We start from the raw sequence: 22,065 nt of genomic DNA on the forward strand, positions 1-22,065 counted from the left end.
TACCGTCGGGGGCTGTGCGGAGACTGCCTCAAGCCGAGCCCGGAGAGCCCGACAGTCGATCGGCCGGCCGCTATCTGCTCTGGATCGCGCGGGGGCAACTGTCCCTGATCGCCGGGGGCGTGTGCTTCGGCGTGCTGTGGATGATCAGCCAGGCGCTCGTGCCCGCCGCGATCGGGGCCGGCGTCGACGCGCTCGCGCGGGGCGACCGGCACGGGCTGCTCGAGGCCGGCGCGGCCGTGCTCGGCCTCGGCGCCGCCACCGCGGTCACCGGGATCCTGCGCCACCGGTTCGCGGTGTCCAACTTCCTCAGCGCCGGGTTCCGGACGGTCCAGGTGACCGCGCGCCACGCCACGCGACTCGGGGCCGCGCTGCAGAAGCGGGTCGCGACCGGCGAGGTCGTGAGCATCGGCACGACGGACTTCGACCACATCGGCTACTCCGTGGACGTCTCCGCCCGCGCCAGCGGCTCCGTGGTCGCGATCGTCGTCGTGACCGCGCTGCTGCTGCGGGTGTCGGTGCCGCTCGGGCTCGTCGTGGTGCTCGGGGTGCCGCTGCTGGTCGCCGTGGTCGGCCTGCTGCTGCGGCCGCTGCACCGCCGGCGCCGCCACCAGCGCCAGCTCGCCGGCGAGCTGACCGGCCGCGCCGGGGACATCGTGGCCGGCCTGCGGGTCCTGCGCGGCGTCGGCGGCGAGGCGGAGTTCTCCCGGCGCTACCGCACGGAGTCGCAGCGCGTCCGCTTCGCCGGCGTGCGCGTGGCCAGGGTCGAGTCGACGCTGGAGGCCGCCCAGATCCTGCTCCCGGGCTGCTTCATCGCCCTGGTGACGTGGCTGGGCGCGCGGTTCGCGGTGGCGGGCCGGATCAGCCCGGGGGAGCTGGTCGCCTTCTACGCCTACGCGGCGTTTTTGATCGGGCCGCTGCGCACCCTGACCGAGTTCGCCGAGAAGCTGACCCGCGGCCTGGTCGCCGCGGGCCGCGTGGTCGCCGTGCTCCGGCTCGAGCCCGACTTTCAGGAGCGTCCGGATTCGGTACCGGCTGAAGACGGCGACCTGGACGACCCCGACTCGGGCCTGCGCGTGCCCCGGCACCGGCTCACGGCGGTCGCGGCCGTGCGGCCCGAGGACGCGATCGCGATCGCGGAGCGGCTCGCACTGCTGGATCCGGCGTCGCGGGCGCGCCTGCACGGCGTACCGCTGCGGGACATGGCGATCGCGGACGTCCGGCGGCACGTGCTGCTCAGCGACAACGACGCGACGCTGTTCCGCGGCCCGCTGCGCGACGAGGTCGGCGACGGGGCCACGCTCGCCGACGCCGCGGCCGTGGACGTCGTCGAGGCGCTGCCCGGCGGGCTCGACGCCGAGATCGCCGAGCGCGGGCGCGACTTCTCCGGCGGGCAGCAGCAGCGGCTGCGGCTGGCCCGGGCGCTCGCGGCCGACCCGCCGGTGCTCGTGCTCGTCGAGCCCACGAGCGCCGTCGACGCGCACACCGAGGCGCGCATCGCCGAGCGGCTGCCCGCCGCGCGGGCCGGGCGCACGACCGTGGTGTGCACGACCAGCCCGCTGCTGCTCGACCGGGCCGACACCGTCGCGTTCGTGGGCGCCGACGGGCGCGTCGCCGCGACCGGGGCGCATCGGGAGCTGCTCGACAGCTGCCCGCAGTACGCCATGACCGTCACGCGTGGGGAGGACTGACGGTGCTGCCGATCGCATCCGGCGGGGAGGTGCGCGCCTACCTGCGCACGCTGTTCACCGACTACCCCTGGCGGCTCGCCGGGGTCCTCGCGCTGCACGTCGTCGGGGCCGCCGCCGGCCTCGCCGCGCCTCCGCTGCTCGGCGCGCTCGTCGAGCGGGTCGCGGCCGGGACGACCGCGTGGACCGTCGATCGCATCGCGCTCGCCATCGCCGGGTTCGTCGTCGCGCAGGCGGTGCTCGTGCGCTACGCCCGCGTCGCCGCCGCCCAGCTCGCCGAGCGCGTCCTCGCCCGGCTGCGCGAGGAGTTCGTCGACGGGGTGCTCGCGGTGCCGCTGTCCACCGTGGAGCGCGCCGGCACCGGCGACCTGCTCAGCCGCGCCTCCCGGGACGTTTCGCAGACCTCCGACTCGGTGCAGTCGGCGCTGCCCACGATCGTCGTTGGCGGCCTGCAGATGCTGCTGACCCTGGTCGCCGTCGCGGTGGTCGGGCCGATCCTGCTGCTGCCCGGGCTGCTGGCCCTGCCGCTGCTGTACCTCCCGTCGCGCTGGTACTTCCGCCGCGCCAACGCCGGCTACCTGCGCGAGTCCGCGGCCCTGGCCCGCATGGCCGACGGCCTGGCCGAGACCGTCGAGGGCGCCCGGACCGTCGAGACCCTCGGTTTGCAGCAGCGCCGCCTCGAGCGGACCCGCGAACAGCTCGAGGGCACGTACGCCGCGGCGATGTACACCCTGCGCCTGCGCACGGTGTGGTTCCCGCTCTCCGAGTTCGGCTACGCGCTGCCCGCCGCCGTCACCCTGGTCGCCGGCGGCTGGTTCGTGCTCGAGGGCTGGGTGAGCGTCGGCCAGGTCACCGCCGCGGTCCTGTACTTCGTGTCGATCATCGACCCGCTCGACCGCATCCTCAGCTACGTCGACCAGCTGCAGCTCGGCCTCGCCTCCTTCGCGCGCCTCATCGGCGTACGCGCCGCGGCCGAGCCGCCGATCCCCGCGGGCGGCCCCCAGCCGGTCGACGAGGTGCTGACGGCCAAGGACGTCCGGTACTCCTACGTGGACGGACGGGACGTCCTGCACGGCATCGACCTCGCGGTGCGGCCCGGCGAGCGGCTCGCCATGGTCGGCCCCAGCGGCGCCGGCAAGTCCACGCTGGGCCGGCTGCTCGCCGGGATTCACGCGCCGCGGTCGGGGGTGATCGAGCTCGGCACGGTACCGCTGCGGGATCTGCCCCTCGACGAGCTGCGCGGCCACGTCGCGCTCGTGACCCAGGAGCACCACGTGTTCATGGGCAGCCTGCGCGACAACCTGACCCTGGCCCGCGCGGGCGCGACCGACGCCGAGCTGTGCGCGGCCCTGGCCACCGTCGACGCGCTGGACTGGGCGCTCGCGCTGCCGCAGGGCCTCGACACCACGTCGCTGTCGTTGTCGCCGGCCCAGGCGCAGCAGCTCGCGCTCGCCCGGCTCGTCCTCGCCGACCCGCACACGCTGGTCCTCGACGAGGCGACGTCGCTCATCGACCCGCGCGCCGCCCGGCACCTGGAGCGGTCGCTGGCCGGGGCGCTGGAGGGCCGGACCGTGATCGCGATCGCGCACCGGCTCTTCTCCGCGCACGACGCCGACCGGGTCGCGGTGGTCGAGGACGGCCGGATCACCGAGCTGGGCAGCCACGACGAGCTGGTCGCGGCCGGGGGCGCCTACGCCGCGCTCTGGCGGTCGTGGCACGGCTCCCGCGCTACTTGAGCAGCGCGTACACGACCTACTTGAGTAGCGCGTACACGACCGCGAAGACCGCCACCACGGCGATGGCCAGGGCGAAGATCACCAACAGGTGGCGGTCAGGGGGCTCGGCGGAGGGCACCGGGGCGAGCGCGGGCAGGTCCACGATCGCGGCGCGCAGATCGTCGAGGGTCTTCGCCGCGTACACGGTCCCGACCCGGTCGGAGAACTCGTCCAGCGACAGACGGCCCTCCTCGGTGTGCCGCTGCAGCACGCCGATCACGCGCTGCCGGTCCTCGTCCGATGCCCGCACGACGGACATGCTGTCAGTGCGACGCGATCGGCGCCAGGGTCGCGCCGGTGACCTGGACGAGGTCGGCCGGGGCGAGCTCGATCTGCAGGCCGCGGCGGCCGCCGGAGACGTACATCGTGGGGAACCCCTCGGCCGAGGCGTCGATGACGATCGGCAGCCGCGAGCGCTGCCCGACCGGGGAGATCCCGCCCGTGACGTAGCCGGTCGCGCGCTCGGCCGCGGCGGGCTCGGCCATCGCGGCGCGCTTGCCGCCGACCGCGGCCGCAAGCGCCTTGAGGTCCAGCGAGGCCGACACCGGCACCACGCCGACGGTCAGCTGCCCGTCGACGGTCGTCACCAGCGTCTTGAACAGCCGCGCCGGGTCGACGCCGAGGGCCGCGGCGGCCGCCTCGCCGTAGGAGGAGGCGCGCGGGTCGACCTCGTAGGTGTGCGGGGTGAACGCGATCTTCGAGCGCGTCAGCAGTGCGGTCGCCGGGGTGCCCTTGCTCGCCACTGGCCCACAATAGCGACATGCAGATCGGCTCGGTCCAGTTGTACCTCGGCCACGGCCACCTGTTCCTGGGCGCGACGAGCGGCGTCGACCTGTCGGTGTTCGACGGCGACGGCGCGGTGACCGCGACCGAGCACCACGTCCGCATCGCCGCGCGCCCGCAGGTCGGTCTGGTGCGGGTGCGGCTGTGGCAGGGAGCCGGTCCCCGGGTCGGCAAGCTGGTCTTCGACGGGCCGCTGAAGCTGCCGGACGCCAAGTTCTGCGTGGAGGAGGGCGGGGGGCTCTCGCGGTACGTCACCAAGGTCACCAGCCACAGTCCGCGCGTGCTCATCGCGGTCGACGACCCCGGCCACGCCTCGCGGGTCGAGGTCGTGCTGGACCCCGAGTTCGTGCCCCGCAGCGCGCAGGTGTGGACCGCGGGCGAGCCGCCGTTCCCGAAGCTGACCGTGTCCCCGACCGCGCCCCGGCACCGGGCCGACGCGTTCGCCGACGCCCTGGCCGGGCACGACTTCGCGCGGCGGCGCCTGGCCGCGGCCCTGCTGGTGGTGGCCGAGGAGCGCCGGCAGCGCAACTCCGAGCAGAGCGTCGCCTTCTACGTCAACGACATCGTGGAGTGGCTGCGCTGGCTCAACGACCGCCTCACCTACGAGATGTGCCGCGACACCGGGCGGCACCTGCTCGGCCAGCTCGGCCTGCGCTCGCCCGAGGCGCTGGCCGACGACACGCTCAGCGACCTCCAGCGGCGCCTGGGGCATCCGCTGGTCTGAGGAGTATGGCCGCGGGCTGGTGGTTGACGCGGGTGAGCGCCAGGACGGCGCTTTCCGTCCCCTGGAGCCTGAGCTGCCGGCGCAGGTCCTCCACGTCGTGAGCCGAGCCGCGCTTGAGGATCTGCAGGGCGCCGATGTTCCTGTCTCGCAGCGCCGTGCGCAGCTTCTTGAGCGCGATCGGCAGCGTTTCGGTTATTTCATAGCATTTGGCGAATGCTGTGGATATGGGTGATGTAGTGGTTATGTAGGCTATGGACGCGTCCAGCAGCGTGCCGTCCAGCGTCTCGGCCAGCTCGGCGATCAAGTGCGAGCGCACCACGGCGCCGTCGGGGTCGTAGAGGTACGAGCCGATGGGCCCGACCGGGGCTTTCCGGTCGCCGGTGCCGGTGATGTGCGCGACTTGCCCGCCTCGGAGCAGTGTCGCCCGCCGTGGGACCTCGGCCAGGGGCCCGCACCAGGCGGCCGCCTCGACCACGTCCCCGTCGACCGACACCCACTCGCCCTCCGCGCCCTCCGGCAGCAGCGCGTGATCGATCCCCGGCGCGAGCTTGAGCACCGTGAGCGGGACCCGGCCCGGGAGCGCGGTGACGAAGTCCCACGGCGGCGAGTACGCCCGCGGGTCGAACACCCGCCGCCCGCCCGACGTGCGCCGGGCCGGGTCGCAGAACACCGCCTCGACCGCGACCAGCGGGGTCTCGGTCGCGTCGCGCGCCTCGACGAGCACCTGGTCGGCGAGCCCGAGGGCCTGGACGTTGGCCCGGGCGACGGCGGCCGTGGCGGGGTCGGCGTCCACGGCCAGCACGCGCATCCCGGCCCGGGCGAACGCGATGGTGTCCGCGCCGATCCCGCAGCCCAGGTCGGCCACCCGGGTCGCGCCGGCCGCGGCCAGCCGTTCGGCCCTTCTCCGCGCGACCGTGGCGCGGGTCGCCTGCTCCAGTCCGGCCCGGGTGAAGAACATGACGGCGGCATCGGTACCGAACTTCGCCGCCGCCTTCCGCCGCAGCGCGACCTGGGTCAGCGCCGCCGCGGCGAGCTCGGGCGGCAGGCCCCGCGCGCGCAGGGCCGAGGCCGCGGCCAGCGGATCGCCGTCGGGCAGCTCGGACGCGGCCGCCAGCGCGTCCCGCCCGGCCGCCGTGAACAGGGGCTGCACATCCTCGGGGCGCACGTGATCCTTCAAGTCCGGGGTGATTTCGTGGCGTGTCTGGCACTCTAGTTGACGGAGTGCTAGCCACCGGCATAACCTCCGAGTTAGCACTCTCCTGCCGAGGGTGCCAGACATACCCGGCCGGGGCCGGCACCCGCGACGACGGCTTCACCGGGCACTCGATTAGCAAGCTCGATACCCCAGGAGGGTATGCCCGTGACTACCGCGACGCAGGTTGCGATCAAGCCGCTCGAGGACCGCATCCTGGTCCAGGCCAACGAGGCTGAGACGACCACCGCCTCGGGCATCGTCATTCCGGACACCGCGAAGGAGAAGCCCCAGGAGGGCACCGTCATCGCGGTGGGCCCGGGTCGCATCGACGACAAGGGCAACCGGGTGCCGATCGACGTCAAGGTCGGCGACACCGTCATCTACTCGAAGTACGGCGGCACCGAGGTCAAGTACGCCGGCTCGGAGTACCTCGTGCTCTCGGCCCGCGACGTCCTCGCTGTCATCGAGAAGTGACCGTTTTTCACTAGAAGCAGTGGCCACCGCCCCGGACCCGTGCGAACAGGCGCGAGGCAGCCGGGGCGGTGTCGCTTTGAAGGGAATCCACACGCATGGCGAAGATCCTGAGCTTCTCCGACGAGGCGCGCCACCTTCTGGAGCACGGCGTCAACCACCTGGCCGACACGGTCAAGGTCACGCTCGGCCCCCGCGGGCGCAACGTCGTCCTGGACAAGAAGTTCGGCGCCCCGACCATCACCAACGACGGCGTGACGATCGCCAAGGAGATCGAGCTCGCCAACCCCTACGAGAACCTCGGCGCGCAGCTGGTCAAAGAGGTCGCCACCAAGACCAACGACGTCGCGGGTGACGGCACCACCACCGCCACCGTCCTGGCCCAGGCGCTCGTCCGCGAGGGTCTGCGCAACGTGGCCGCCGGCGCCAACCCGGCCGGCGTGAAGCGCGGCATCGACCAGGCCGCGGCCGCGATCGTCAAGGCCCTCAAGGACAAGGCCACCGCGGTCGACAGCCACACCGAGATCGCGCAGGTCGCCACCATCTCCGCCCAGGACGCCACCATCGGCGACCTGATCGCCTCGGCCATGGAGCGCGTCGGCCGCGACGGCGTCATCACGGTGGAGGAGGGCTCGATGCTGACCACCGAGCTCGACGTCACCGAGGGCATGCAGTTCGACAAGGGCTTCGTCTCCCCGCACTTCGTCACCGACGGCGAGGCGCAGGAGGCGGTCCTCGAGGACGCCTACGTCCTCATCACCACGCAGAAGATCTCCGCCATCGAGGAGCTCCTGCCGCTGCTGGAGAAGATCGTCCAGAACAGCAAGCCGCTGCTGATCATCGCCGAGGACGTCGAGGGCCAGGCCCTGTCGACCCTCGTGGTGAACGCCATCCGCAAGACCTTCAAGGTCGTCGCGGTCAAGGCCCCCGGCTTCGGCGAGCGCCGCAAGGCCATGCTGCAGGACATCTCGATCCTGACCGGCGCCGAGCTCGTCGCGCCCGAGCTGGGCTACAAGCTCGAGAACACCGGTCTCGAGCAGCTCGGCACCGCCCGCCGCGTGGTGGTCACCAAGGACCTGACCACGATCGTGGACGGCGGCGGCGAGCAGTCCGAGGTCAGCGGGCGCGTCGACCAGCTCCGCAAGGAGGTCGAGGCCTCCGACAGCGACTGGGACAAGGAGAAGCTGAACGAGCGCATCGCCAAGCTCTCCGGTGGCGTCGCGGTCGTCAAGGCCGGCGCCGCGACCGAGATCGAGATGAAGGAGCGCAAGCACCGCATCGAGGACGCCATCTCGGCGACCAAGGCCGCGGTGCAGGAGGGCATCGTCCCCGGCGGCGGCGCGGCCCTCGCCCAGGTCGCCTCGGTCCTCGACGGCGACCTCGGCCTGACCGGCGACGAGAAGGTCGGCGTGGCGATCGTTCGCAAGGCCCTCGTGGAGCCGCTGCGGTGGATCGCCCAGAACGCGGGCTTCGACGGCTACGTCGTGGTCGGCAAGGTCCAGGCCCTCGACTTCGGCCACGGCCTCGACGCGGCCACGGGCGAGTACGTCGACCTGGTCAAGTCCGGCATCGTCGACCCGGTGAAGGTGACCCACAGCGCGGTGGCCAACGCCGCGTCGATCGCGGGTCTGCTGCTCACCACCGAGAGCCTGATCGTGGACAAGCCGGAGGCTGCTGAGCCGGCCGCCGGTGGTCACGGCCACGGGCACGGTCACGGCCACTCGCACGGGCCGGGCTTCTGACCGGTTCCGCACCGCACGTTCGACGAGCCCTGGGTTTCGGCCCGGGGCTCGTTGGCGTTTTCGTTCGGTGTTGGGCGCGATATGTCGGGCGCTGCGCGCCGCGACATATCGGATTTATACCCTGTCGGGAGATAAATCCGTTTTCGGGGCTTCCGGTGGTGTATGGCCGTTTCGCCGCCGGGCGTCGATCGTGCGCGCTGATGGCGTGCGTGTCGCCGGTGGGTGCGGTGCTCGGGCGACTGAGGTGGCGATGGCGGTCCTACTGAGGTGGGCGCCTTTGTGTCGTGGCGTCGTGTGGTGCTTGGGGTCTTCGTCCGCCCGTTGAAGGGGCGGGTCGAGTGCTCCAAGGAGCCGTCCGTGGAGGTCGGCGGTCCAAACGGTGCCGGGGCGAGTGGCTGGCGGCGAGCGGTCACGCGGATCGAGCCGTCCGAGCGGGGTGAACTGTCCATGGGGTCGAGCGGCGCGTGGGTCGAGCGGTGCGTGGGGCCAGCGGTGCCGCGGGGTGTGCGAAACGGGGGCGCGGCGCGCGGCTGGTGGCGGCGGGCGCGGTCACGTTGGGTGCCCGGCGGACTGTGCGAGCGTCACAGTCGGCTCAGGAAAAGGTTAGGGACCCATTACGCCGCTTGGTGCGGTACGGATGATCGCCGCATGCTGTAAGCGTGCACACTCGAAGGTTCGGTGCGCTCGCCGGCCTCGCCGCCGCGGGCACCGCGCTCGGCGTGGCCGAAGTGGTCGCGATCTTCACCGGCGCGTCCACATCGCCGCTGGTCAGCGTCGGCGGCGTGGTCATCGACAGCGTTCCGGCCAAGGTCAAGGATCTCGCCGTCGAGGTGTTCTACACCTACGACAAGCTTGCGCTCAGCATCGGTACGCTCGTCATCCTCGCGGCCTTCGCGGCGGGCATCGGGATGCTTGCGGTCAGGCGGCGCGTGTGGGGGTACGCCGGAATCGCCCTTTTCGGCGTCATCGGGATCGCCGCCGCGCTCAGTCGCCACAACGCGCACTGGTATGCGTTCGTCCCCACGCTGCTGGGCGCGGCCGCCGGCGCCGGGGTCCTGCACTGGCTGCTCACCCACGAGGCCGGCGACAACGCCACGGCCGAGGAGCGCCGGTGGTTCCTGCGCGCGAGCGGGTACACCTTGCTGGGCGCCGCCATCGTGGGCTTCGCCGGGCGCTGGTGGTCCACCCGGCGCAACGTCGAGGCGGACCGGGCGTCGATCGAACTGCCCAGCGTCCCGCCGAACACCGTGGCGCCGCTGCCGCCCCAGGCCGACGCGGCCCTGCCCGATCTCGCGCCCTTCGTCACGCCGAACAAGGATTTCTACCAGATCGACACCGCGCTGGTCGTGCCGCAGCTCACCACGGAGGACTGGAAGCTGCGCATTCACGGCCGGGTCGAGAAGGAGCTCACGATCAGCTGGGGCGAGCTGCTCAAACGGCCGATGATCGAGCGGTACGTCACCCTGGCCTGCGTCTCCAACGAGGTCGGCGGTGGCCTCATCGGCAACGCGAAGTGGCAGGGCGTGCGCATCGCGGACCTGCTGGCCGAGGCGCGGCCCAAGTCCGGCGCCGACCAGGTCGTGAGCCGCTCGATCGACGGGTTCACCGCGGGCACCCCGACGGCGGTGCTCCAGGACGGCCGCGACGCCATGCTCGCCATCGCCATGAACGGCGAGCCGCTGCCCGTCGAGCACGGGTTCCCGGTTCGGATGGTGGTGCCGGGCCTGTACGGATATGTCTCCGCCACGAAATGGCTGGTCGAGCTCGAGCTGACCTCGTTCGCCGATTTCGACGCCTATTGGATCAAGCGCGGATGGGCCGCCAAGGGGCCGATCAAGACCGAGTCAAGAATCGACACGCCGCGGGACGGGAGCAATCCCAGGGCGGGCGAGATCATGATTGCGGGCGTGGCCTGGGCGCAGCATCGCGGCATTTCCAAGGTCGAAATCCAGGTGGACGGCGGGGCCTGGCAGGTCGCGAGCCTGCTGCCCGTACCGTCGATCGACACCTGGCGGCAATGGACCCTCAAGTGGCAGGCCACGCCGGGGCGGCACCGCATCACCGTACGCGCCACCGACAACGGCGGCGACACGCAGACAGACGCCGTGGCGCCGCCGGATCCCGACGGCGCCACGGGGTGGCATTCGATCAATATTGAGGTGAAGTAGCGCCTAGCGCGCCGCGGTGCGCGACCGGGAGGAGTTGCCGGCCGACACCTGCGGGCGCCGCTGCGACGGCACGCCGGGGGCGGGGTGCGTCGGGCCCGGGCGGGCCGGCACGGCGCGCAGCGGCTGCTGGGCGCCCTGGTTCGGCGACGGCGTCGGCGCGGTCGGGCGCAGGCCCAGCTTCGACTCCAGGCGCCCGACGTCGACCCGGGAGCGGCGCCGGTCGGCGGCGTCCTCCCAGCCCAGCGCCAGCAGCCGCAGCCGCTCGCCCTCGGTGAAGCCGCCCCACACGCCGTAGGGCTCCCGCGTGGTGAGCGCCTGCGCGGCGCACTCCGCGCGGACCGGGCACGCCCGGCACACGTTCTTGGCGGCGGACTCCCGGCGACCGCGCGAAGCGCCGCGCTCGCCGTCGGGGTGGAAGAACTGGGCACTGTCCCGTCCGCGGCACAGTCCGAGCCGCTGCCAGTCCCAAATGTCCGCGATCGGACCGGGCAGGCGAGTCACATTCGTCATTCGCTCCTCCTTCCAGGCGTGCGGCCTGGAATTCGCGTGCTGCCCATTTCCGGTACAACGCGCGAGACCGCCACAGGTAACGGCATGTCGTCGGTCAATTTCTCGTAGGCCAATCGCGGTAAAACCACGTCTAGATCTCGCCTTTTCGTGTTTCTCTCTTTGAGAGAGAGGAGCACGACGGTGCGGACGATTTTGGTGTGTGTGCGAACACAGGTCGCGGCACAGACGGTTGCCGCGGCCGCGGCCAGGCTGGGAGTGGCACACGCGGTGCGGACCGCCGTCACGATGGTCGAGGCCCTGGCGCGTCTTTCGGAGCAGCCGGCCGACCTGGTGCTGGCGGACCCGACGCTGGCCCGTCCCGACAGCGCGGAGTTCTCCCGCCGCGTGCTGGCCGTGGCGCCGGGCGCGACGGTGGTCTTCTTCGGCACGGAGGAGCCCCGGGCCGCCGCCGCGGCGATCGCGGCCGGCGCGCGGGCGGTCATCCGGGTCGACACGGCTGATCCGGTCACGACGCTCGCGAAGGCGGTGCTGCTGGTGCTGAGCCAGGTGGGCCGCAGCAACGGCGAGCCGGTGCTCCAGGCGCGCATGGGCGCGCCGAGCCAGGCGGCCGGGGGAATGCTGCAGGCCGGGCGCGGACTGCCCGCGACGGCGCGGACCGCGGTCGGGATGCCCGGGGCGGCCCGGGTGACCGGGGCCGGCGTGCCGCAGCAGCGCGGCGACGTGCCCGGCGAGCCTCCGCGCCGGCGGGTGGAGCTGACCGAGCGGGAGCTGCAGGTGCTGCGCGGGATGGCGGACGGGAAGAGCAACGCCGAGATCGGGCGGGAGCTGTTCGTCTCCGAGGACACCGTCAAGACGCACGCTCGCCGGCTGTTCCGGAAGCTCGGAGCACGCGACCGGGCACACGCCGTAGCGGCGGCGTTCCGCGCCGGGCTCGTGAGTTAGCGGCGCTGCAGGCCATCCGGGGCATGCCGCTGCGGTACCCGCCGCGCGACAAACCTAAACGAGGGCCTGCTAGCCGTCGCCGTCGTCGGTCGCACTCGCCAGTGCGTCGTGAACACCGTCAGCGTAACCCCGCGCGTATTCCCATGTGACGTAATGGTCCGGATCGGGGTCGAAGGCGGGCTCGTGCACGCGCGGTCGACCGGACGTGAGCAGGTGTTTCAGGTTCCCCCGCAGCAAATCCCAGTCGAAATAGTGCGGTTCGTGGCAGTCCTCACACTCGATGACGAGCCCACGGACGCCGATCGCCGTGAGCAGCGCCTGGTAGATCTCGAGGTCCGCGAGGTCCTCGAGAACGTCCTGGCGCTCGGCGGCGGTCAACGGGTCTTCGTTCCCGCTGTCGTCGAGCTCGGCCGAAGGATCGGCCGGGTCGCCGGCGAACGGGTCGATGGGCTCTTCGTGCACGCCTCAACGGTATCCCCATTCGGCCCTGGTGTGGGGCCGGGCACGGCTCTGCCATGGCGGACGGGTGCGCCGCCGGGGCGGAAGTACGATGAGACGCACCCGCCGGACGACCGAGAGCTGGGATGCGCTTCATGGATTTCTCCCGACCTGACGTGCTGCCTTTGGGCCTGACCTTCGACGACGTGCTGCTGCTTCCGGGCGAATCGGACGTCGTGCCCAGTGGCGTCGACACCTCGAGCCGGATCACCCGGAACATCACCCTCCGGATACCGCTGGTGTCCTCCGCGATGGACACGGTCACCGAGGCCCGGATGGCGATCGCGATGGCGCGGCAGGGAGGCATCGGCACCCTGCACCGCAACCTCTCGATCGAGGACCAGGCCCAGCAGGTCGACCTGGTCAAGCGCTCCGAGGCCGGCATGGTCACCAACCCGGTGACCTGCTCGCCCGATGCGACGCTGCGGGAGGTGGACGCCCTCTGCGGGCGGTATCGCATCTCCGGCGTTCCGGTCACCGACGCCGACGGCCAGCTCGTGGGCATCGTCACCAACCGCGACATGCGCTTCGTCTCCGACCCCGAGACCCGGGTGCGGGACATCATGACCGTCACCCCGCTCATCACGGCGCAGGTCGGGGTCAGCAAGGACGAGGCCCTCGCGCTGCTGCGCAAGCACAAGGTCGAGAAGCTGCCGATCGTCGACGGCTCCGGCAAGCTGCGCGGCCTCATCACCGTGAAGGACTTCTCGAAGAGCGAGAAGTTCCCGCACGCGACCAAGGACGACGCCGGACGCCTGCGCGTCGCCGCCGCGGTCGGGGTCGGCGAGGACAGCTACAAGCGGGCCCGCACCCTGATCGACGCCGGCCTGGACATCGTGATGGTCGACACCGCACACGGGCACAACCGGATGGTTGTGGAGATGGTGCAGCGGCTGAAGAAGGACACCGCGGTCGACGTCGTCGGCGGCAACGTGGCGACCTACGAGGGCGCCCGGGCGCTGGCCGAGGCCGGCGCCGACGCGGTCAAGATCGGCGTCGGGCCCGGCTCCATCTGCACCACGCGCGTCATCGCCGGCGTCGGTGTGCCGCAGATCACGGCGATCATGGAGGCGTCCCGGGCCTGTCGTCCACTGGGCGTGCCGGTCATCGCCGACGGCGGCATGCAGTATTCCGGCGACATCGCCAAGGGCATCGCGGCCGGCGCCGACACCGTGATGCTGGGCAGCCTGCTGGCCGGCTGCGAGGAGAGCCCCGGCGACCTGATCTTCATCAACGGCAAGCAGTTCAAGACGTACCGGGGCATGGGCTCCCTCGGCGCGATGCAGTCCCGCGGCCAGGCGCGCTCCTACTCCAAGGACCGCTACTTCCAGGACGACGTGAGCTCCGACGACAAGCTGGTGCCGGAGGGCATCGAGGGCCAGGTCGCCTACCGCGGCCCCCTCTCCGCCGTCGCCCAGCAGCTTATCGGGGGCCTGCGCTCCGGCATGGGCTACGTCGGCGCGGCCACGATGGCCGACATGCACGAGCGCGCCCGGCTCATCCGGATCACCGCGGCGGGCCTCAAGGAGAGCCACCCGCACGACATCCAGATGACCGTCGAGGCCCCGAACTACCACTCGCGCTGACGCGGTGGACGAACACCCCTATTTCAACAGGAGCTGACATGCGTGACGTGGTCGAGATCGGGCTCAGCAAGAGCGCCCGGCGTGGCTACCACCTGGACGACATCGCGATCGTCCCGACCCGCCGCACCCGCGACGTCGACGACGTATCCACGAACTGGCAGCTCGACGCGTACCCGTTCAAGATCCCCTGCGTCGCTCACCCGTCCGACGCCACGATGAGCCCGGCCACCGCGGTCGCGCTCGGCAAGCTCGGCGGCCTGGGCGTGCTCAACGTCGAGGGGCTCTGGACGCGGTACGCCGACCCGACCAAGATCCTCGAGGAGCTCGCCGATCTCGACGACGAGGCCCCCGCCACGCGGCGCCTCCAGGAGGTCTACGCGGAGCCGATCAAGCCCGAGCTGATCGGCGAGCGGGTCAAGGAGATGCGCGACGGCGGCATCACGGTCGCCGTGCGCGTCTCGCCGCAGCACACCCTGGCCCTCGCCCCGGTGATCCTCGACGCCGGCGTGGACATCCTGGTGATCCAGGGCACGCTGGTCTCGGCCGAGCACGTCTCGACCACCGACGAGCCGCTGAACCTCAAGGAGTTCATCGCCGACCTCGACCTGCCGGTCATCGTCGGCGGATGCACCAACTACCAGACCGCGCTGCACCTGATGCGCACCGGCGCCGCGGGCGTCATCGTGGGCATCGGCGCCGACGAGTGGTCGACCACCGACCGCGTCCTTGGCATCCGGGTGCCGATGGCGACCGCGATCGCCGACGCCGCGGACGCGCGCCGCGACTACCTGGACGAGACCGGCGGGCGCTACGTGCACATCATCGCCGACGGCAACATCCAGACCTCGGGCGACATCGCCAAGGCGCTGGGCTGCGGCGCCGACGCCGTGATGGTCGGCGAGCCGCTCTCGCGCAGCGACTCGGCCCCGGGCGGCGGCGCGTGGTGGCACTCGGCGGCGAGCCACCCGAAGCTGCCCCGCGGCTCCTTCGGCTCGGCCGAGCCGGTGCTGGGCACGCTGGAGAAGGTGCTCTACGGCCCGTCCGAGGACCCCGACGGCGCGCTCAACCTGTTCGGCGCGCTCAAGCGGGCGATGGCGAAGTGCGGGTACCGCGACCTCAAGGAATTCCAGAAGGTCGGGCTCATCCTCGACAAGTAACAACAGAGACAAGTAGCAGCAGAGAGCTACCGCGACGTCCGTCGTGGTCCGGACCGTTACTCCCGTGGCCTCACCGTCCGCGGTGGGCGCGGCGGCCGGACCATCGCGCTCGTCACGACAGCACACGACCTCGGGTGCCGGGCACCCGAGGTCGTTCTGTCAGCGGTGCGGTCTCGGGTCGGCTTTTCGTCTCGTCGGTCGGTGGGCCGGGCATTTCGCCCGAAAAGCCACAGGGCCTCGGGTGCCGGGCGAAGAGCCGGGCACCCGAGGCCGTCTTGTCAGCGGGGCAGCGCCTGTTGCAGCTCCGCGCGCAGCGCCGGGGTCAGCATCTCGCCCGCCTGCTTGGCCAGGCGGGCCATCTCGTAGCCGACCACGCCGATGTCGGCCTCACGGCCGGCCAGCGTCGCCAGGATCGAGCCGTCGCGGATCGACATGACCAGGAAGAACCCCTGGCCCATCTCCACCACGGTCTGCTTGACCTCGTCGCCGTCGAAGATCCGCGCGGCGCCGCTGGTGACGCTCACCAGGCCCGACGTGACCGCGGCGAGCTGATCGGCGCTGTCGCGGGGCAGATGGTCCGAGACGGCCACGAGCAGGCCGTCGGAGGACACCACCACAGCATGGGCGATGCCGGGGACCCGCTCGGTGAACGCGTTGATCAGCCAGCTCAGGTCCCGTGCTTGTTGGCTCAGGGTCACGCCGTGCTCCCTCGATGTTCGTTGATCGGCACCGTGGGCACCTCGTCCTCGTTCGCGGCCCGATGCACGCCACTGTAGAACCGGGTCAGCATGCTGCCGACGCTGGCCGGGTCCGGCTCGGTGTGCGCCACCGTGACCTGCTGCGTCTCCTCCGGCGCGGGCGCGGGCACGCTCGCATCGCCCGGCAGCTGCGCCTGCGGCACCCGGATCGGCAGCCCGGCGCTGCTCGTACCGGCGGTCACCGGCTGCCGCTGGGCCGGGATGAGCGGGGCCGGAGCCGGAGCGTCGCCGCCCCCGCCGCGCGACCACCAGCGGGTGCCCTTCGCGGCCGTCGCGGGCGCACCATTGGGCCGCGACGCACCGGCGATGATGTCCTCGGCCCGGGCCGGGCCGCGCTTGACGCCGTTGGTGCTCTTCGGCGCCGACGAGCCGGGCGCGGCCGCGACCGGCGCCGCGGACACGGGGACCGTCGAGACGGGCGCGGCTGACACCGGAGCGGCCGAGACGGGCGCGGCCGAGACGGGTGCGGCCGAGACGGGTGCGGCCGACACCGGCGCGGCCGACACCGGCGCGGCTGACACGGGTGCGGCTGACACGGGTGCGGCCGAGACCGGCACCGCGGACACCGGCGCGGCGGACACAGGGACCGCCGAGACCGGCGCGGCCTCGGGGACGTCCGGCAGCCGGGGCGCCGCTACCGCCGGTACGTCCGAATCCGCCTCGTCATCGGCGGGCTCCTCGGCCGGCATCGAGGGGCGGGACGGCAGCGCCGGCAGGATCGCGGTCGGGTGCTCGCCGGAGGGCTCGCTCGCGGCCGGGGCCTGCGAGGTGCCGCCGTCGACCGGGATCGGCAGGCGAGCCGCGCCCGCGAGCCGCGTGGCCGCGTTGTTGCCGTAGAGCCCGACCCCGTCCGGCGGGGCCGCGAGCAGGCGGGCGGGCAGCGTGACGTACGCCGTCACACCCTCCTCGCTCGCCGTGAGCCGCACCGACACGCCGTGCCGGTCGGCAAGGTGGCCGACGACGACCAGACCCATCCGCTCGGAGGCGGCCACGTCGATCGCGATCGGGCTGGACACGCGCTCGTTCGCCTCGATGAGGCCGGACTCGGTCATGCCGATGCCCTTGTCCTCGATGACGATCGTCGCCTCGCGGGCCTGCTGGGCCGGCCAGCCGGTCACCGTCACCACGGTGTCCGGCGGCGAGAACGTGGTCGCGTTCTCCAGCAGCTCCGCGAAGAGGTGCACGATGTCGGAGACCGCGTGGCCGACGACGAAGACGTCGTTGGACACGTCCTGGCGGATGCGGGCGTACTGCTCGATCTCCGCCATGGCCGCGAGCATGACCGCGGACAGCGACACGGGCTGGGCCCACCGCCGGGTCGCCTCGCTGCCCGCGAGGACCAGCAGGTTCTCGTCGTTGCGGCGCATGCGGGTGGCCAGGTGGTCCAGGCGGAACAGGTTGGCCAGCTGGTCCGGGTCGGTCTCGGCCGACTCGAGCTGGTCCAGCAGCTGCAGCTGGCGCTCGACCAGCGTCTGCGACCGGCGGGCCAGGTTGACGAACATCGAGTTGACGTTGCGTCGCATGACCGCCTGCTCGACGGCCAGGCTGACCGCGCTGCGGTGCACGGCGGTGAACGCGTCCGCCACCTCGCCGATCTCGTCGGACGAGCGCACGCGGGTCGTGGTGTCGACGGTGACCGTCTCGCCCCGCGGCAGCGTTCGCAGGCGCTGGATCGCCTCCGGCAGCCGGTGCTGGGCCACGTCGAGCGCCTGGGCCCGCAGCTGGCGCAGCGAGCGGGCCATCGACCGGCCGATGAGCCAGGACAGCAGCAGCGCCAGGAGCATGACCAGCACGATCGCCGAGGTGGCGACGATGGCGTTGGTCCGCTGGGTGCTACTGCGGTCGGCGGCACCCGTGATCGCGTCCTCCAGCATCGCCTTCTCGATGCTGCGGATGTACCCCAGCTCCAGCGTGCTCGCCCGCCACCAGTCCTCGGCGGAGACGCCGACCGCGGCGCCCCGGGCCCGGGAGATGATGTCCTGCTGCAGCCGGGCCACGGTGGAGACCGCGTCCTGGCGCAGGTTGCGCACGTAGAGCGCGAGGTGGGCCGGGCTCGCCGACGCGCGGAACCGCTCGACCGCGGCGACCTGCCGCGCCTGGATCTCCGAGAAGGTCTCGAAGTCGTCCGGCGCGAACTTGCCGGCGCTGGCCGCGGCGAAGATCCGCCCGCGCAGCTGGTCCTTGAGCTCCTTGGCCTGGGCGAGGTCCATGAGCGAGGAGACCTCGGCCACCGACTGGGAGTCGCCGCCGATGTCGGGCCGGTCCGGCACCAGGTCGAAGAGGTGCTGGATGGTCACCGAGTACTGCTCGAACACCGCCTCCTCCCGCAGCCACCGGTGCGCGACGCCGTCGCGGACCAGGCCGAGGTCGGTGAAGTCGGCGGTCATCCGGTTCTGCACGCCGCTGAAGATCGGGTTCTTCAGCAGCGGGCGCGCCTGCTCGGAGAAGGCGCGCAGCGCGGAGTCGGTCGCCGCCTGGCTCTCGGCCAGGTCGTCGGCGGCCTGATTCGGACCGGACGGCTGGGGCCCGCTGGTCGACTTGGCGAGATATCCGACCGTTCGGTCCCTCTCCAGCTGCAACTGGTGGATGAGATCGGTCAGTTGGCGGCCGACCTTGACCCCTTGGGCGAACTGGTCCAGCTTCGTCGCGTCCTGCACGGAGAGGTTGATCTGCACGCCGGCGATGACGAGGAACGCCACCGCGGGCAGCACGAGCACCGCCGCGAGCTTCGTGGGCACGCGCCAGTCGCGCACCCGGAACAGGGATGCGCTGCGCCGTTGCGGTTCCCCCGGCCGCCGACGGCGATGGCTGTTCACCTTCATCACGACGGCCGGAGCCCTCGTCGAAGGCGGCGAAGCGAAGGTCTGCACCCCTCCACACCTTTCGCATGCGTCATCGCGCTGCTGAGCAGCGTGCGGCACTTATCAAACCAGGGTTGCGACCAGTGTCCAACCACGTCATAGTGGCGCAGGTCACAATACTCGAAGCCGGACAGCGGGCTTGCTAGGCATTGATCAGACGGGAAGGATACGGCCGTCCGACCAGCCACGCGCCACAAGGAGTCATACGCCGTGCTCACCCGGGGCCGACGGCCCGCAGTGACCGCCCTGGTGCTGGCGTCGGCGTTACTCATGTCGGCGTGCACGGGCGACGCGAAGCCGGCCGTGACCCCGCCGGCCAGCGTCGCGATCGGGCTCCTGGTGCCCACGAGCGGGCCCAACGCGCAGCTCGGCCAGCAGGCCACCCTCGGCGCCCGGCTCGCCCTCGAGGTGGTCAACCGGGACGTCCCGAGCAAGCCGCTGCCCCTGCCCCTCGGCCCCGGCGTCGGCCTGCGCAGTGGCACCAAGATCACGCTGCTCACCGGCGACACCGCCAGCGCGCCGGAGCGGATCGAGAAGGAGGCGACCAAGCTCGTCGACGACGGCGCGGTCGGCCTGATCCTCGCCGACACCATCGACGTCGCCCAGACGACCAGCCGCGTCGCGGACTTCCTCGGCGTCTCCCTGATCGACGGCCTGACCACGTCGGACACCTTCAGCGAGTCCAACCGCGCCGGGCACTTCCGCATCCAGCCGACCGACCGGCACCTGGTCAACACCGCGCTGGACCTGCTCTACCGCTACAAGGGCACGAACGGCCAGGTCAAGCGCATCGTGACCGCGTCCGGCGCGCCCGGCGGCGAGCTCGGCAAGGAGGTCGCGAGCCTCAAGAACTCGATCGAGGACCTCAGTCAGTCCTCCGGCTACGAGGTCGCGGGCAAGGACCACGTGCTGCCCCTCACCGGCAGCGAGGCCGGCCAGCCGAACGGGCAGGTGCAAAAGGGCGACGCGGTGCTCGCCATCGTGACCAGCCCCGCCGAGGCGAGCGCCGCCAACGACCTGGCGGTGAAGCTCAAGGGCACCGCCTCGGTGATCGCGCTCGGCCCGGCCGTCGCCGCGCTCGACGGCGTGAAGAACCCGACCGCGCTGCGGGCCTCCGGCTGGTCGAACGAGTTCGCCACACGCAACCCGACCGCGCAGGTCATCGGCGCGATGTTCGAGCAGGCGTTCCACACCAAGCTGACCGAGGTCGCGGCGGACGCGTTCATGGCGACGCTCACCCTGGCGATGGCCATGGACCAGGCGGGCGACTACACGAAGCAGGCGGTGCGCAACTCGGTCCAGCAGCTCAGCATGCCCGCGACCCAGACGATCATGCCGTGGAACGGGGTCCGGTTCGACGGCACGGGCGTGAACCAGCTCGCGGCGGGCGTGGTGGAGCAGCGGACGCAGAACGGCTACATGGTCATCCAGCCCGCCGAGCTCTCGATCACCCAGGCGCCGAACCTGTAGCTGTCGCGCTTGTCGGAAATATCCGGCGCTTCGCGCACAGATATTTCCGACTTATCGCCTGACGGGGCATAAATCCGGTATGTCGCGGCGCGGAGCGCCCGACATATCGAAAATCGCTGTTCGCGGGTCTGGGAGCGCGACGAGCGTCAGCCAAGGTGCCTACGCGGGGCACCCGACGTAGCTGAGGCCCGACATATCGAGGATCGCTGTCCGCAGGACTGGCGGCGCCGGCGCGCGACGAGCGCCAGCCAAGGTGCCTACGCGGGATGCTCGGGTCGCTGCGCACGAGCCCGTTGAGGTCCGGCGCCGCGTCCGGCGGCAAATTGACGAGTGACCGGCGTCAGCCGGGGGTGCCCGCGCACTTGTCGAGGTCCGGCGCCGTGTCCGGCGGCAAATTGACGCGCGACCGGCGTCAGCCGGGGTGCCCGCGCACTTGTCGAGGTCCGGCGCCGCGTCCGGCGGCAAATTGACGCGCGACCGGCGTCAGCCGAGGTGCCTGCGCAGGGCGCCCGGGTCGCTGCGCACCAGCTCGTTCAGGTCCAGCACCGCGTCCGAGTCGGGCGCGACCAGCCGCCGCGGCAGCAGCGGATGCTCCCGCCGCCACCCCTTGCGCAGCAGCGTGTACTCGACCACCACGGCCAGCAGCGCCGCCCCCATCCACGGTGGCGGCGGCTCCGCGTCGGCGGCCGCCGGCAGCCCCCGCCGCGCCCGCTCCACGTCCACCGGGCGGCGCAGCAGCGTCCCGGCCAGCTCGTCGCGCCCGTCCGGCGTGCGGCCGAGGACCTCGTTGACCGCCTCGACGTACTGCCGGGCCCGTCGCTCCACGTCCGGCAGGTAAGCCTCGACGGGCAGGTCGGCGAGGCGGACCCAGGGCTCGCCGGAGCCGGACGGCAGCACCTCGGCGGCCAGCGCTCGCAGCGCCGCCGGGCCGAGCTCGTCGATGTGGGCCGCGTCCGGGTCCAGGGTCACCAGCGGGCCGTCGGCGGGGGCCCGCAGCTCCTCGGCGAGCCCTGGGTGGTGCCCGGCGAGCTCCTCGCGGTCGACGTCGGCGGTGGGCGCGCCCCAGCGTGAGAGTCGCAGCCGCCAGCCCGCGTGCAGGTCCTCCGCGTGGATCGGGCCGGTCGTCGGCAGGGAGCCGGTGTTGAAGGCCGACATGGTGCCAGAGGCCAGCGGGGCCGCGGCGAAGGCCGAGAACGCGGCGTGGATCGCGGCCGCCTTGAGCAGGGCCCGGGCCGCGTCCTCGACGGCGGAGAGGCCGCCGCCGGCCGCCGTGATCGCGGCCGCGTCGCGGACCTGCTCGGCCTCGGCCAGCAGCGGCTCGGTGGCGCCGAGCAGGCGGGCGTGGCGGGCGGCGGCCTTCTCGCCGGCGGGAGTGCTTTGGCGGGCGTCGAGCAGGCCCCGCACGAGGTCGGGGTGGCGCGAGGCGGGCAGGGCGAGCTCGTGGGTGAGCAGCATGCGCAGCTGGTCGGCGGAGAGTCCCCAGGCCAGAGGCAGGCCGATGACGAGCGCGCCGCCCCGGAACTCCACCGTTGGGGAGCCTCCCAGGTGTACCGACTGCGGAGCCCCCACGTCGGCGAACTTCAGGGCGTCGAGCACCACGGAGTGCAGCGCCGCGTGGTGGCTCGCATCGACGGCCGGTAGCGCGGGCGGCGTCGCCCCGACGGCGCGGCCGGCGTCGTCGGCGCCCAGCAGCCGGCGACCACGCCAGACGGGCAGCCCGCCGGGAAGTCTCGCCATAGT

At 72.3% G+C, this 22,065-nt stretch carries 17 protein-coding genes and 1 pseudogene; 10 read left to right on the top strand and 8 right to left on the bottom strand.

The window, feature by feature from the left end:
* Positions 1-14: 14 nt before the first annotated feature.
* Together AC6JBM_RS47755 and AC6JBM_RS47760 are read left to right on the top strand one after the other, a co-directional pair.
* Complete coding sequence (locus AC6JBM_RS47755; protein ID WP_497980223.1) at positions 15-1,688, top strand: ABC transporter transmembrane domain-containing protein; 1,674 nt, start codon at positions 15-17, stop codon at positions 1,686-1,688.
* A gap of 2 nt (positions 1,689-1,690) precedes the next feature.
* A complete protein-coding gene (locus AC6JBM_RS47760) occupies positions 1,691-3,421 on the top strand; it encodes an ABC transporter ATP-binding protein (protein ID WP_497980224.1) in 1,731 nt (576 codons plus the stop codon).
* Positions 3,422-3,437: 16 nt separating this feature from the next.
* Here AC6JBM_RS47760 and AC6JBM_RS47765 read toward each other — a convergent pair whose 3' ends face one another.
* Both AC6JBM_RS47765 and ybaK read right to left on the bottom strand, forming a co-directional pair.
* The gene (locus AC6JBM_RS47765; protein WP_497980225.1) at positions 3,438-3,710 is read right to left on the bottom strand and encodes a DUF1707 SHOCT-like domain-containing protein; all 273 of its coding nucleotides are present in this window, start codon (positions 3,708-3,710) and stop codon (positions 3,438-3,440) included.
* 13 nt (positions 3,711-3,723) lie between these two features.
* Complete coding sequence (gene ybaK, locus AC6JBM_RS47770) at positions 3,724-4,203, bottom strand: Cys-tRNA(Pro) deacylase (RefSeq protein WP_350611918.1); 480 nt, start codon at positions 4,201-4,203, stop codon at positions 3,724-3,726.
* A gap of 17 nt (positions 4,204-4,220) precedes the next feature.
* Between ybaK and AC6JBM_RS47775 the strand changes: the two genes are divergently transcribed.
* A complete protein-coding gene (locus tag AC6JBM_RS47775) occupies positions 4,221-4,967 on the top strand; it encodes a hypothetical protein (protein ID WP_350611919.1) in 747 nt (248 codons plus the stop codon).
* Here AC6JBM_RS47775 and AC6JBM_RS47780 read toward each other — a convergent pair.
* Positions 4,927-6,132, bottom strand: a complete 1,206-nt coding sequence (locus AC6JBM_RS47780) for a class I SAM-dependent methyltransferase (RefSeq protein ID WP_497986700.1) — start codon at positions 6,130-6,132, stop codon at positions 4,927-4,929. The two genes, AC6JBM_RS47775 and AC6JBM_RS47780, sit on opposite strands and share 41 nt — an antisense overlap.
* A gap of 195 nt (positions 6,133-6,327) precedes the next feature.
* Here AC6JBM_RS47780 and groES point away from each other — a divergent pair, with 195 nt between their 5' ends.
* From groES to AC6JBM_RS47795, 3 genes are all read left to right on the top strand, one after another.
* Entirely contained in the window at positions 6,328-6,636 is a 309-nt protein-coding gene (gene groES / locus AC6JBM_RS47785) for a co-chaperone GroES (protein ID WP_497980226.1), read from the top strand.
* Positions 6,637-6,731: 95 nt separating this feature from the next.
* Positions 6,732-8,375 carry a chaperonin GroEL gene (gene groL, locus AC6JBM_RS47790; protein WP_497980227.1) on the top strand — a complete coding sequence of 548 codons (1,644 nt, stop codon included), beginning with the start codon at positions 6,732-6,734 and terminating at the stop codon, positions 8,373-8,375.
* Positions 8,376-9,034: 659 nt separating this feature from the next.
* Positions 9,035-10,543 (top strand): molybdopterin-dependent oxidoreductase, encoded by a 1,509-nt coding sequence (locus AC6JBM_RS47795; protein ID WP_497980228.1) that lies wholly within the window; start codon positions 9,035-9,037, stop codon positions 10,541-10,543.
* A 135-nt stretch (positions 10,544-10,678) separates the two neighbouring features.
* On the opposite strand, the pseudogene AC6JBM_RS47800 reads toward AC6JBM_RS47795, so the two are convergent.
* A pseudogene (locus tag AC6JBM_RS47800) lies at positions 10,679-11,053 on the bottom strand (WhiB family transcriptional regulator); the annotation flags it as partial.
* A gap of 180 nt (positions 11,054-11,233) precedes the next feature.
* On the opposite strand from AC6JBM_RS47800, the gene AC6JBM_RS47805 reads away from it, so the two are divergent.
* Positions 11,234-11,995 (top strand): helix-turn-helix transcriptional regulator, encoded by a 762-nt coding sequence (locus AC6JBM_RS47805; RefSeq protein ID WP_497980229.1) that lies wholly within the window; start codon positions 11,234-11,236, stop codon positions 11,993-11,995.
* 69 nt (positions 11,996-12,064) lie between these two features.
* Here the strand turns inward: AC6JBM_RS47805 and AC6JBM_RS47810 are convergent, their stop codons facing one another.
* Complete coding sequence (locus AC6JBM_RS47810; protein WP_350611924.1) at positions 12,065-12,457, bottom strand: DUF5319 domain-containing protein; 393 nt, start codon at positions 12,455-12,457, stop codon at positions 12,065-12,067.
* Between the two features lie 122 nt (positions 12,458-12,579).
* On the opposite strand from AC6JBM_RS47810, the gene guaB reads away from it, so the two are divergent.
* Positions 12,580-14,079: an IMP dehydrogenase gene (gene guaB, locus AC6JBM_RS47815; protein WP_497980230.1), complete on the top strand. Its 1,500-nt coding sequence runs from the start codon at positions 12,580-12,582 to the stop codon at positions 14,077-14,079.
* 38 nt (positions 14,080-14,117) lie between these two features.
* The gene (locus AC6JBM_RS47820) at positions 14,118-15,236 is read left to right on the top strand and encodes a GuaB3 family IMP dehydrogenase-related protein (protein WP_497980231.1); all 1,119 of its coding nucleotides are present in this window, start codon (positions 14,118-14,120) and stop codon (positions 15,234-15,236) included.
* A 278-nt stretch (positions 15,237-15,514) separates the two neighbouring features.
* Here the strand turns inward: AC6JBM_RS47820 and AC6JBM_RS47825 are convergent, their stop codons facing one another.
* Both AC6JBM_RS47825 and AC6JBM_RS47830 read right to left on the bottom strand, forming a co-directional pair.
* Complete coding sequence (locus AC6JBM_RS47825) at positions 15,515-15,934, bottom strand: roadblock/LC7 domain-containing protein (RefSeq protein WP_425556692.1); 420 nt, start codon at positions 15,932-15,934, stop codon at positions 15,515-15,517.
* On the bottom strand, positions 15,931-18,747 hold the full coding sequence (locus AC6JBM_RS47830) for a sensor histidine kinase (RefSeq protein ID WP_497980232.1): 2,817 nt from the start codon (positions 18,745-18,747) through the stop codon (positions 15,931-15,933). The genes AC6JBM_RS47825 and AC6JBM_RS47830 overlap by 4 nt, the downstream gene beginning before the upstream one ends.
* Before the next feature lie 318 nt (positions 18,748-19,065).
* Between AC6JBM_RS47830 and AC6JBM_RS47835 the strand changes: the two genes are divergently transcribed.
* Positions 19,066-20,325 (top strand): ABC transporter substrate-binding protein, encoded by a 1,260-nt coding sequence (locus AC6JBM_RS47835; protein WP_497980233.1) that lies wholly within the window; start codon positions 19,066-19,068, stop codon positions 20,323-20,325.
* A 483-nt stretch (positions 20,326-20,808) separates the two neighbouring features.
* On the opposite strand, the gene AC6JBM_RS47840 is transcribed toward AC6JBM_RS47835, so the two are convergent.
* On the bottom strand, positions 20,809-22,062 hold the full coding sequence (locus AC6JBM_RS47840; RefSeq protein WP_497980234.1) for a hypothetical protein: 1,254 nt from the start codon (positions 22,060-22,062) through the stop codon (positions 20,809-20,811).
* Positions 22,063-22,065 lie beyond the last annotated feature (3 nt).

This window comes from Dactylosporangium thailandense, assembly GCF_059739745.1.